The sequence below is a fragment of the Paracoccus beibuensis genome (assembly GCF_026162625.1).
Taxonomy (GTDB): Bacteria; Pseudomonadota; Alphaproteobacteria; order Rhodobacterales; family Rhodobacteraceae; genus Paracoccus; species Paracoccus beibuensis.
The window spans coordinates 23562-34704 of record NZ_JAOTBD010000037.1 but is presented as its reverse complement, the minus strand read 5'-3'; the positions used below and the strand labels follow the sequence as shown (position 1 = coordinate 34704).

Annotated in this window: 10 protein-coding genes; 3 read left to right on the top strand and 7 right to left on the bottom strand. The window is 66.9% G+C overall.

The genetic code is table 11. From position 1 onward, the window contains the following. Positions 1 to 670: 670 nt before the first annotated feature. From OC159_RS16915 to OC159_RS16895, 5 genes are all read right to left on the bottom strand, one after another. Positions 671 to 1609, bottom strand: a complete 939-nt coding sequence (locus tag OC159_RS16915) for a DUF481 domain-containing protein (RefSeq protein WP_265502365.1) — start codon at positions 1607 to 1609, stop codon at positions 671 to 673. Positions 1610 to 2112: 503 nt separating this feature from the next. Beyond that, positions 2113 to 2589: a transcription antitermination factor NusB gene (gene nusB, locus OC159_RS16910; RefSeq protein WP_265502364.1), complete on the bottom strand. Its 477-nt coding sequence runs from the start codon at positions 2587 to 2589 to the stop codon at positions 2113 to 2115. Beyond that, positions 2586 to 3131, bottom strand: coding sequence for a 6,7-dimethyl-8-ribityllumazine synthase (locus OC159_RS16905; protein WP_265502363.1), 546 nt, complete (start codon positions 3129 to 3131; stop codon positions 2586 to 2588). Before OC159_RS16905 ends, nusB begins: the two co-directional genes overlap by 4 nt. Before the next feature lie 3 nt (positions 3132 to 3134). Next, positions 3135 to 4253, bottom strand: a complete 1119-nt coding sequence (gene ribB, locus OC159_RS16900) for a 3,4-dihydroxy-2-butanone-4-phosphate synthase (protein ID WP_265502361.1) — start codon at positions 4251 to 4253, stop codon at positions 3135 to 3137. A gap of 45 nt (positions 4254 to 4298) precedes the next feature. Then, positions 4299 to 4895, bottom strand: coding sequence for a riboflavin synthase (locus OC159_RS16895; RefSeq protein WP_265502360.1), 597 nt, complete (start codon positions 4893 to 4895; stop codon positions 4299 to 4301). Positions 4896 to 5127: 232 nt separating this feature from the next. Between OC159_RS16895 and OC159_RS16890 the strand changes: the two genes are divergently transcribed. The 3 genes from OC159_RS16890 to OC159_RS16880 all read left to right on the top strand — a co-directional run bounded on the left by OC159_RS16890 (position 5128) and on the right by OC159_RS16880 (position 9661). Next, complete coding sequence (locus OC159_RS16890) at positions 5128 to 6420, top strand: capsule biosynthesis protein (RefSeq protein ID WP_265502359.1); 1293 nt, start codon at positions 5128 to 5130, stop codon at positions 6418 to 6420. Positions 6421 to 6576: 156 nt separating this feature from the next. After that, on the top strand, positions 6577 to 7653 hold the full coding sequence (locus tag OC159_RS16885) for a polysaccharide biosynthesis/export family protein (protein ID WP_265502358.1): 1077 nt from the start codon (positions 6577 to 6579) through the stop codon (positions 7651 to 7653). Between the two features lie 7 nt (positions 7654 to 7660). Next, the gene (locus OC159_RS16880; RefSeq protein WP_265502356.1) at positions 7661 to 9661 is read left to right on the top strand and encodes a capsular polysaccharide biosynthesis protein; all 2001 of its coding nucleotides are present in this window, start codon (positions 7661 to 7663) and stop codon (positions 9659 to 9661) included. Here OC159_RS16880 and ribD read toward each other — a convergent pair. Continuing rightward, positions 9658 to 10635, bottom strand: a complete 978-nt coding sequence (gene ribD / locus OC159_RS16875; RefSeq protein ID WP_265502355.1) for a bifunctional diaminohydroxyphosphoribosylaminopyrimidine deaminase/5-amino-6-(5-phosphoribosylamino)uracil reductase RibD — start codon at positions 10633 to 10635, stop codon at positions 9658 to 9660. The two genes, OC159_RS16880 and ribD, sit on opposite strands and share 4 nt — an antisense overlap. Positions 10636 to 10664: 29 nt before the next feature. After that, positions 10665 to 11129, bottom strand: coding sequence for a transcriptional regulator NrdR (gene nrdR / locus OC159_RS16870; protein ID WP_265502354.1), 465 nt, complete (start codon positions 11127 to 11129; stop codon positions 10665 to 10667). Positions 11130 to 11143: the final 14 nt, after the last annotated feature.

The following is an 11143-nucleotide window of genomic DNA, read 5'->3' as shown; positions in this document are numbered from 1 at the left end:
CCAGACCGCCCGCATATCTCTTCAGATATCCATCAATGTCAAAAAGCAGAAGAAACAAAATCACCGATCAAGCGCCGCAAAAAGCAACACCAAACCAGGTCACCCATCCCCTAATTGTCTCCCAGGCGTCCAGAGCGTCAGCCCCGCAGTCCCGGCCCCTCAGGCGTCCCCGCCTTCGGTGAAGCGGTGTTTACGAGCCGCGAACGAGAGACGCAACAGAAAAATGAGGGGCGGAAGCCCGTTCATGTCTATGTTACTGAATTATATTGCTATTACCCGACGCTTTCGCTGCTTCCGGCTCCCGCACCCGTCGAATCGACCGACTCACGTCAGCCTCCCGGAGCGCGAGACGCCGTTGCCGATCGGCGTCTTGAAAAGCTGCGGCAGCGGTCTTACCTTCGACGGTGGCGGGCTTCTGCTCTTCGCGCGTACGGCCATTTTTCCACTGGCCTATAAGTTTTCCGAGGGTGCTGGCTCTGTCGTGACCTTGGTCACGTTACCCGGTGCCCACCTGATTGATCAGGCTTTCGGGAAATCTGACGCCGTCGCGGTTGCTGCGGTTCCCGCCACTTTCCCCTCATACCCCCGCCATCCGTTACCTGCCGTTCAGGCATGCGAAAAGGGCGGCCCGAGGCCGCCCTTCCAGAGAGACTTCGATCGAGAGGGACGATCAGAAGCCGTAGACGACCGCCACACCGAGGCTGTTGTCGGTGCGAATGTCGCGGTTTTCCTGATATTCGGTCGTGTAGCTCAGGCGGGTCGCCAGCTGGTCCGACATCTGGAAGTTCACGCCGAATTCGTTGGTGATGACGTCATCCGAGTCGCTCGACCCCAGGTAGTCGGTGTCGTTCGTGATGAAGACGTTCTCGTTGAAGCGGTGGTACAGACGCGAGGACGCGATGTAACCGACATCGGTGTTCGACGAATCTTCGACCGGCGTGCCATCGAAATCGACGCCGGCATACTGGGCACCGGTTTCGGTGTAACGGACGCCAACACCGGCCTGGACGCGCCAGGTGGTCTGCGGCGTGTTCAGGACGCGGTAGCCTGGGCCGAAGCCGAGGAAGGCGTCGCGGCGGAAGTCGCTGAACTCGGACGCAAAGTCCTCGTCCGACTGGCCGTCGCTGTTGCGCTCACCGTCGACCAGGCCGTCCTGGCTGATGCGGCCCAGGGCGAAGGCATAGAAGCGGTCGTTGAAGTAGTACTGCGCGTCATAGATCGCGTTGACTTCTTCCTGGTCCTTGTCGCCGTTGTCGTCCTCGCCGAATTCGATCGACAGGCCGACGCTCTGCGCGAAGACACCCTGATTGTAGCTGATGCGGCCCGCGACGGCGAGATCCTGGTTCTCGGTGTTGCCGGTGCGGCCGGTATAGCTCAGCGACATGGTGCCGAACAGGCCCTGACGGCGGTCGGCCGGACCGAAGCGGTCGGCATCGTTGTCACGGTCGAAGCGGTCGGTGACATCATCCTCGATGTCGGTGATACGATCGTCGATGCCGGAGATGCCAGTTGCGTCGGCGCCTGTGGCAATTTCGGACTGCGCGAACGCAGGCGCCGACAGAGCGGCCAGGATGGCGGCGGTGCCGGTCAGCAGCGTAACTTTTTTCATCTTGTCTTCCTCACGAGCTGAGTTTCGTTGTCCTGGCTCCACTTTGGCACCAGAGCATCTCTGCTGCGACATCAATTAGACCCACCCCCTGCAGGTTCAAAGGGCAGCCCGAGATAATGCAAAACCCTATGAAACACAGCATTCGGCGGCAGTAGGGCCACCGGCGAAAGCTCGCCGAACTCGCGCTGAAATCATTCTTGATGCAACCAATTGGCGCTTGATGTAACCGCTTTGCAACGTGACACAAATCGACGCGCGACTACGTTCACCACGGCAACTCTTGTGCAGCATCTCTGAAACACGCATGTGAGTGCTGAAAAAAAAGGCAATTTATGAACCGGGCAGTGCCACGCATCGTGTTGCATAGAAGTCACGCTTGATGTGCCACATGCGGGCCAGTCAAAGCAGCGGCCTGCCTCTTAAACAGCTTCCTGACCCGTTCGGTCAATGAAAAAGCCCGGCGATTTGGCCGGGCTTTCCAGAGAGTCGGTGCCGAAGCACGCTCAATCAAGCGAATCCGGCTGCAGTTCGCGCGCGATGTGGTCGAGGACAGCGTTCACGAACTTCGTCTCGCGTCCTTCCGGGAAGAAGGCCTGCGTCAGGCGGACGTACTCGCTGATCACGACCTTCGAAGGCGCCCGTCCGGTGACAAGCTCGGCACCGGCGGCGCGGAAGACGGCGCGCAGGACGGGGTCGATCCGGCCGATCGGCCAGCGCTCGACCAGCGCGCGGTCCGTCGCCTGGTCGATGCGGGACTGCCACATGACGACGTCGTCGATGATCCGCGCGAACAGCGCTTCATCCGCCTCGGCGGTGGGGCCGTCGCGGTCGTCGGCAGCGATCCGGAAGTTCTGGAACTCGCGGGTGACGCGGTCGGCGGACTGGCCGGCCGCCTCCATCTGGAACAGCGCCTGCACGGCATACAGCCGCGCGGCACTGCTGAGCGTGCGGCGGTCCGGTCGTTTTCCTGTCTCGGTCATGCCCGGCCCTGCCCTTCCAGCGCGCCAGCCAGCCGGATCACGTCATGGTCCGGGGCGACGCCGCCGGGCGTCTTGCGCCAGCGGCGCGCCAGCGCAACCAGGTGCAGCGCCGCGGCGGCAGCGCCACCGCCCTTGTTCTGCCCGGCGGCATCTGCGCGGACCTGCGCCTGCGCCAGGTTCTCGACCGTCAGGATGCCGTTGCCGATGCACACGCCCTGCAGCCCCAGCAGCGTCAATCCGCGAGAGCTGTCGTTGCAGACCGTGTCATAATGCGTCGTCTCGCCCCGGATCACGCAGCCAAGCGCGACGTACCCGTCAAAGTTCCCCCCCCGCGCGGCCAGCGCGATGGCGGTCGGGATCTCCAGCGCGCCGGGAACCTCGATCACGTCCAGGCTGGCCCCGGCTGTTTCAGCGGTGGCGCGAGCCCCGGCCAGCAGGCCGTCGGCGATCTCCTTGTAATAGGGCGCAACGATTGCCAACAGGCGGACCGGAGCGTCCAGACGCGGCAGCGCCAGTTCGTGATGTTGCGTGTTCGAGGCCATCTCTCAGTCCTTGGGAATAGGCCGGGTGGAATGGATCGAAAGCCCGTAGGCGTCAAGACCCACCACCTTCACGGGCGCGGAATTGGTCAAAAGGATCAGCTGCGACAGACCCAGGGCCGACAGGATCTGCGCCCCCAGCCCGTATTGGCGCAGCGTGTGCGGCCCGACCTCTCCGGGATCGGCGATGGCCTCGGACAGGTCGCGGATCAGCACGACGACGCCCCGCCCCTCGTCGGCAATGGCGCGCATGGCGGCGGGCAGACTGCCGGCGTCCTCGCGCCCGATGCCCAGAACGTCGTGCAGCGGGTCCAGCGCGTGCATGCGCACCAGCACGGGCACGTCGGTGGTCAGGTCGCCCTTGGACAGGACGATATGCTCGGTCCCCTGCGTCTCGTCGGCAAAGATGCGCATCATCCAGTCGCCGCCATGCATCGACTGGACCTGGCGCTGCGCCCGTTCGGCGATCAAGTTGTCATAGCGCCGACGATAGCGGATCAGGTCGCTGATGGTCCCGATCTTCAGCCCGTGCTTTTGCGCAAAGGCCATCAGGTCGGGCAGCCGCGCCATGCTGCCGTCCTCGTTCATGATCTCGCAGATCACGCCCGACGGGTTCAGCCCCGCCAAACGAGAGATATCGACCGCGGCCTCCGTGTGGCCGGCGCGGACCAGGACGCCGCCGTCGCGGGCGCGCAGCGGGAAGACGTGCCCCGGCGTGGCGATGTCGGGCGCGCCCTTGGTGGGGTCGATCGCCACGCTGATCGTGCGGGCGCGGTCATGGGCGCTGATGCCGGTGGTCACCCCCTCGCGCGCCTCGATGGACATCGTGAACGCGGTCTCGTGACGGCTCGAGTTCTTGGGGCTCATCAGCGTCAGGCCCAGGGTCTCGATCCGCTCGGCGGTCAGCGTCAGGCAGATCAGCCCGCGGCCGTGGGTGGCCATGAAGTTCACGGCGTCCGGCGTCGCCATCTGCGCGGGAATGCACAGATCGCCCTCGTTCTCGCGGTCCTCGTGGTCGACCAGGATGAACATCCGGCCGTTGCGGGCCTCGTTGATGATGTCCTCGATCGGAGAGATGGCGTTCGACAGGTCGCGCTCGACGGGGCCTGGCTGTTCGAATTGCATGGGGTCGTCCTTGCTGCTGCGCGCCGAGGGGACCGCGCCGTGATGTTACTGCCCGGCCTCGGCCAGCCGCGCGACATAGCGGGCCAGCGTGTCGATCTCGAGGTTGACCGCGTCGCCCTCGGCCGCATCGCCCCAAGTGGTCACCTGCTGCGTATGCGGGATCAGGTTGATGCCGAAGCGGTTGCCCTCCACCTCGTTCACCGTCAGCGACGTGCCGTTCAGCGCGACCGATCCCTTAGGCGCCACGAAGCGCGCCAGCGCCGCCGGGGCTTCGAATGTCAGCCGCAGGCTATCGCCGTCGCGAGAGGCGCAGACGATCCGCGCGACGCCGTCGACATGGCCGCTGACGATATGGCCGCCCAGTTCGTCGCCCACGCGCAGCGCGCGTTCCAGGTTCAGGCGCTGGCCGACTATCCATCCGTCCGACCCGATGCTGGTCTTCGACAGCGTCTCGGCCGAGATGTCGACGTCGAACCAGTCATCGCCCTTGGCGACCACCGTCAGACAGACCCCGTCGCAGGCGATGGATGCGCCCATGTCCACGCCAGCCATGTCATACCCGCAGCCGATACGGGCGCGCATGTCGCCGCGCATCTCGACCGCGCGCACGATGCCTATATCCGTGATGATGCCGGTGAACATCGTCGTCTTCCCCTTGCCGTTCGATTTGACCTAGGGCATCGGACCTGCCCGTTCAAGCGTCATGCCCTGTTTCCGCGGGTCGGCCATGATGCACAAATGTCTGGATCGACCCGGTTCCTCGTGGCATGGGGGACCGACAACCTGTCCAGTCAGGAAGGTTTGCTTCAGGTCGAGCATGCTGCACCAGAGCCCATCCCCGCCGCGACCGGCCGGCGGTGAATCCCCGGCGGCCGTGACGAACGGCGCCCCCGCCCGCGCGTTCCTGATGCTGCAGGGGCCTCACGGGCCGTTCTTCGACCGCCTGGCACGGCTGTTGCGCGCGACGGGCGCGCAGATCTGGCGCTGCGGCTTCAATGCCGGCGACGAATTCTTCTGGTCCGACAAGGCCAGCCTCATCCGGCACGAAGGCACGGCGCTCGACTGGCCGGACCACCTGCGGCGCATCCTGGACGACAAGGGCATCACCGACATCATCCTCTATGGCGACGTCCGCCCGATTCACGACGCGGCCCGCAAGCTGACCGCCACGCGCGGCGTGACGGTCCACGTCTTCGAGGAAGGCTACCTGCGGCCCTACTGGATCAGCTACGAACGCCACGGATCGAACGGCAACTCGGTTCTTTTAGACATCCCGCTGGCGCAGATGCGCCGCGTCCTGCGCGAACAGATCAACGAGGTGCGCCGCCCGCCCGCCCATTGGGGCGACATGGGGCAGCACAAGTTCTATGGCGCCTTCTACCACTTCCTGGTCCTTGTCGCGAACCGCAGGTACCGCGCCTATCGGGGCCACCGAGAGATCTCGGTCCGGCAGGAGTTCCGGCTGAACCTCCGCCGCCTTCTGCTGACGCCGATCCACCGGGTGGGCCAAGCGCTGCAATGGCGGCGACTGCGGCTCTCCGGCTGGCCCTACAACCTCGTGCTGATGCAGCTGGAACACGACTCTAACTTCCTCGGCCACTCGGCCTTCACCCGGAACGCGCAGTTCGTCCAGACTGCGGTCGCAGCCTTTGCCCGGTCGGCGCCCCGCCACCATCACCTGATCCTCAAGGCCCACCCTCTCGAGGATGGGCGCGCCGGCAACCGCGCCGCTATCCATGCCGCGGCCGAGGCCGAGGGCGTGGCCCACCGCGTCCACTATATCCGCGGCGGCAAGCTGGCCGAGATCCTGTCTCATGCCCGCGCCGTCGTCACCGTGAATTCCACCGGGGCGCAGCAGGCCCTGTGGCGCGGCATCCCTGTCAAGGCGCTTGGCCGCGCCGTCTACGGAAAGCCGGGACTTGTGTCCGATCAGTCGCTGGACGAATTCTTGGCTTCGCCCGATGCCCCGGACCCGCAGGCCTATCGGACCTTCCGCGACTATCTTCTGCAAACCAGCCAGATTCCGGGCGGATTCTACGCCAGCCGATCACGTGCCCATGCGCTGCGTCTCGTGGCTGACATGCTCTTGTCGCCGCACGACCCTTACGATGCCCTTGCGACGGGCCAGGTCTTGCCGCGCCAGCAGCTCTCGGACCGGCTTCGTTGAACGGCTTCGGAACATCCGGCTCTGGCATGCCTGCGCCGACGCGACTAAAACGGTCTACAAAATCGGCATCATCGGCCGAGGACAAGAACAGGAGTACCAGAGGTGACAGTTTTCATTCGATCCGCAGCACCGCTGCGACTGCTGATGCTTGCGTCGATGACACTTCTTGCCGCCTGCGCCTTGCCCCGGTCGGGACCCAACAAGAACGAGATCTTCGAAGGCGCCGTCGAGCGTGGCGGCAACACCCAGGTCATCTATGTGAACGACCACGTCACGCGCGCGTCGGCCTTTGCCCCGGCCTACGGGTTCTCGAACAGCTTCCGCAATGCCAGCCAAGTCGGCGCGGACGAGATCCGTTCCGGCGACGTGCTTGGCCTGTCGATCTGGGAAAACGTCGATGACGGCCTTCTGACATCGCTCGGCGCAAGCTCGACCGCGCTGACCGAGATCCAGGTCGACAGCGACGGCTACATCTTCGTGCCCTATGCCGGGCGCGTTCGCGCGGCAGGCAGCACGCCAGACCAGCTGCGCCAGACGATCACCGAACGGCTGTCCGTGCAGACGCCCGACCCGCAGGTCACGGTGCAGCGCGTGGCCGGCGACGGTGCGACGGTGTCGGTCATGGGTCGCGTTACGGCGCAGGGCGTTTATCCGATCGAGCGCCCGACCCGGTCGCTATCGGCGATGCTCGCCCGCGCCGGCGGCGTCGCCATCGCCCCAGAGGTTGCGGTGGTCACCGTCAAGCGCGGCAACGACAGCGGCCGCGTCTGGCTTACGGATCTTTACGCCAGCCCGCTGAACGACATCGCGCTCCGCCCCGGCGACCTCGTTGTCGTCGAAGAAGACCAGCGCAATTTCACCGCCCTCGGCGCGCTTGGTGGGCAGACCCGCGTCCCGCTCGGCAACGAGGTCATCAATGCGGTCGAGGCCATTGCCATGGTTGGCGGCCTGAGTTCGCAGCTGGCCGACCCGACCGGCGTCTTCGTCATGCGCGACGAACCCGAATCCGTCGCCAGCCGGGTTCTGGGCAAGCCGGTGATCGGCACGCAGCGCTTCGCCTATGTCCTCGACCTGACCCGGCCGAACGGACTGTTCCTGGCCCGCGACTTCGTCATCCGCGACGGCGACACCGTCTATGTGACCGAGGCACCCTATGTGCAGTGGCAGAAGACCTTGGGCGCCATCACCGGAAGCGCCTCGACAGCCGACAGACTGACCAGCCTCGGCAACTGACGCAGCCATGCGGCCTACTGATCCCGAAGCCGCCGGATCCGTCCGGCGGCTTTGCGTTGCAAACCTCGGCTTCTTTCGCAGTCCCCGGCTGTCGCGCATCCTGGCGCTGGCCGGCTACCGCCCCGCCCTTGCGCTGCCCCGGCCCGGCGAGCCGGTCGGCATCTGGGGCGCCAGCCCCACCGCCTGGCGGGGCATCGCCATCGCGGCGAAACGGAACTGCCCCATCGTCACCGTCGAGGATGCCTTTCTGCGCTCGATCCTGCCGGGCCGGGCGCGGGGGTCCCTGGCGGCGCGGGGTCCCGTGGGGCTGTTGATCGATCCCGACGGGCTGCACTTCGACCCCACGCGTCCTTCGAGGCTGGAACGCCTGGTGACCGCGCCACCGCCCGAGACGCATGTCCGCGCCGTCCAGGGGCTGGCGCGGCTGAGATCGCTGGACCTGTCGAAGTACAACGCCCACGATCCCGTATTGGACCCGCCCAGATCGGGCTATGTACTGGTCGTCGACCAGACCCGGGGCGATGCCTCGCTTCTGGGGGCCGACCGTTCGCTGTTCCTGCGCATGCTCCAGGCCGCCCGCGACGAGAACCCGGGACAGCGCATCGTCCTGCGGACCCACCCCGAGACCGCCGCAGGCCTTCGGCCCGGCCACTTGGGCATCGAGGACCTTCAGCCCGGCGACCAGATTTGCGCCGGCCCGGTCTCGCCCTGGAGGCTGGTCGAACAGGCTGACGCCGTCTACGCGGTCAGTTCCCAACTGGGCTACGAAGCGCTTCTGGCGGGTCACCGGCCGCGTCTCTTCGGCCTGCCCTTCTATGCGGGCTGGGGGCAGAGCCATGACGAGATGACCATGCCCCCCGGCCGCCGCGGTTCCGCATCCAGGGAGGCTCTGTTCACCGCAAGCCACCTGTCCGCGCCGACGTGGTACGATCCCTGCCGTGACCGGCTGACCGATTTCGAAGGTGCGCTCGACCAGATGGAGGCCGAGGCCCGCAGCTTCCGGCAGGACCGCAACGGACATGTGGCCTTCGGCATGCGGCTGTGGAAACGGCGCTTCCTGATGCGGGAGTTCAGCGACTCGGTGCCGCTGCGTTTTGCCCGCGAGCCAGGGCCGGACACGACGCTGGTCTGGGCCAGCGCATCAGCCAAGGCCCCCGCGGCAACGCATGTGGAAGATGGCTTCCTGCGGTCGCGAGGCCTGGGCGCGGCGCTGACGCCGCCCATTTCGGTCGTCGCCGACGACCTTGGCATCTACTTCGACCCGGCGGCCCCATCGCAACTCGAGGCGCTGATCGCCCTCGGCCCGCCACCGGGCGGGCGGCAACGCGCCACTCGCTTGATTGCCCGCCTGATCGAAGCGCGGTTGAGCAAGTACAACCTGCAAGGCAACGCACCACTCCCGCCGCGCGACGGCCGGCCGCGCATCCTCGTGCCGGGCCAGGTCGAAGATGACGCCTCGATCCTGCGGGGTGCCGGGGCCGAACGGACGAACCTGGCGCTGCTGGCACGCGTGCGCGCCGAGAACCCGCTGGCCTGCATCGTCTACAAGCCGCATCCCGACGTCGAAGCGGGCCTCCGCCCCGGCACTGTTCCGGACGAGGAGCTGAAAACCCTCGCGGACCTCGTCGCGGTCAACGCGGACCCGGTCGCGCTCATAGAGGCGACGGACGGCGTCTGGACCATCACCTCGACCCTGGGCTTCGAGGCGCTGCTGCGGGGCAAGCCGGTGACGGTTCTGGGCGCGCCCTTCTATGCAGGCTGGGGCCTGACGCGCGACCTGGGACCAGTGCCCGCGCGTCGGCGGGCGCAGCCGGACCTTGCCGCGCTGGTTCACGCCTGCCTGATCGCCTATCCGCGCTATCGGGATCCGCTGACCGGGCTGCCCTGCCCTGTCGAAGTTGCGCTGGACCGGTTGGCCGCGGGACATGCAGCCCAGCCCCCTGCCCTGCGGCTGCTGGCCAAGGCGCAAGGGGCGCTGGCCGGGCACAGCTGGATCTGGCGACGCTAGCGCGCCCGCCAGCGGTGGAACAGGTCGCCGCCGATCACCTTCGTCTCGACCAGGTCGAACCGTGGCACCTGCGCCAGCTGCGACCAGCCCGTGGCGCCCACGAAGGGCCGCGCGTCGGCACCCATTGCCAGGCCGGCGGTATAGCCGACAAGCTGGTCGACCAAGCCTGCCTGCAACAGACTTGCCGCAAGGCGGCCGCCGCCTTCGCAGAAGACGCGCGTGATGCCGCGGCTGCCCAGGTCGGCAAGGATGTCGCCGGGCGCTCCCTCGACCCTCCACAGCGGCCCATGATCGCCGTCCTGCGGCGGCAGCGGCGGCAGGGCCTGATGCGAGACGACGACCCGCACCGGCTGCTGCGGCGTCTGAATGCCGCGGACGTTCAGATGCGGCAGGTCCGCGCGCGCGGTCGCCCCGCCCACCATGATCGCGTCATGCTGCGCCCGCAGCGCATGAACATGCGCCCGCGCGGCAGGTCCGGTGATCCAGCGGCTCTCGCCACTCGCCATGGCGATGCGGCCATCGAGGCTGCTGGCCAGCTTGAGCGTGACGAAGGGTCGGCCCTTCAGGATCCGCGACAGGAAGCCGGCCTGCAGGTCCGCGGCCTCGGCGGCCAGAACGCCCTCGGTCACCTCGACCCCGGCCTCGCGCAGCATCGCATGCCCCCTGCCGGCGACCCGCGGATCGGGGTCGGTCAGCGCCGTGACCACCCGCGCCACGCCGGATTGCACCAGCCCCGCGGCGCAGGGTGGCGTGCGCCCGTGATGCGCGCAGGGTTCCAGCGTCACATAGGCCGTCGCACCCGCTGCCGGCGGGCCCGCGGCGTCCAGCGCCATCCGCTCGGCATGGGGACGACCGCCGGGCTGGGTCCAGCCGCGGCCGACGACGCGACCGTCACGGACCAGCACGCAGCCGACGGCCGGGTTCGGCCAGACGTTGCCCAGCCCGCGACGGGCCAAGCGCAGCGCATAGGCCATGTGGCTTGCGTCAACTGGTGAATCGAGGGTCAATCGCCGACGGCGCCGGGACGCAGTTCAGACACGAACTTGTCAAAGTCGTCGGCGTCCTGGAAGTTCTTGTAGACGCTGGCGAAGCGGACATAGGCAACGTTATCGATCCGCGACAGCGCCTCCATCACTATCTCTCCGATGGCCTTCGAAGGAATGTCGGTCTCGCCCGTGCTTTCCAGCCGGCGCACGAGGCCGCTGATCATCTGCTCGATCCGCTCCGGCTCGACCGGGCGCTTCTGCATGGCGATGCGGATCGACCGCGCCATCTTGTCACGGTCGAAGTCCTCGCGCTTGCCGTTGGCCTTCACGACGACCAGGTCGCGCAGCTGAACGCGCTCATAGGTCGTGAAGCGACCCCCGCAGGCGGGGCAGAAGCGACGGCGGCGGATCGCCACGTTATCCTCGGCCGGACGCGAGTCCTTGACTTGGGTGTCGGCATTTCCGCAAAACGGGCAGCGCATCGGGTTGTCCCTTC

Bases quoted from the DNA above. Each gene is read 5' to 3' on its own strand.
- OC159_RS16915 (WP_265502365.1), bottom strand. From the start codon at position 1,609: ATGAAAAAAGTTACGCTGCTGACCGGCACCGCCGCCATCCTGGCCGCT.
- OC159_RS16895 (WP_265502360.1), bottom strand. From the start codon at position 4,895: ATGTTCACCGGCATCATCACGGATATAGGCATCGTGCGCGCGGTCGAG.
- OC159_RS16885 (WP_265502358.1), top strand. From the start codon at position 6,577: ATGACACTTCTTGCCGCCTGCGCCTTGCCCCGGTCGGGACCCAACAAG.
- ribD (WP_265502355.1), bottom strand. From the start codon at position 10,635: ATGGCCTATGCGCTGCGCTTGGCCCGTCGCGGGCTGGGCAACGTCTGG.
- OC159_RS16905 (WP_265502363.1), bottom strand. From the start codon at position 3,131: ATGGCCTCGAACACGCAACATCACGAACTGGCGCTGCCGCGTCTGGAC.
- ribB (WP_265502361.1), bottom strand. From the start codon at position 4,253: ATGCAATTCGAACAGCCAGGCCCCGTCGAGCGCGACCTGTCGAACGCC.
- OC159_RS16880 (WP_265502356.1), top strand. From the start codon at position 7,661: ATGCGGCCTACTGATCCCGAAGCCGCCGGATCCGTCCGGCGGCTTTGC.
- nrdR (WP_265502354.1), bottom strand. From the start codon at position 11,129: ATGCGCTGCCCGTTTTGCGGAAATGCCGACACCCAAGTCAAGGACTCG.
- nusB (WP_265502364.1), bottom strand. From the start codon at position 2,589: ATGACCGAGACAGGAAAACGACCGGACCGCCGCACGCTCAGCAGTGCC.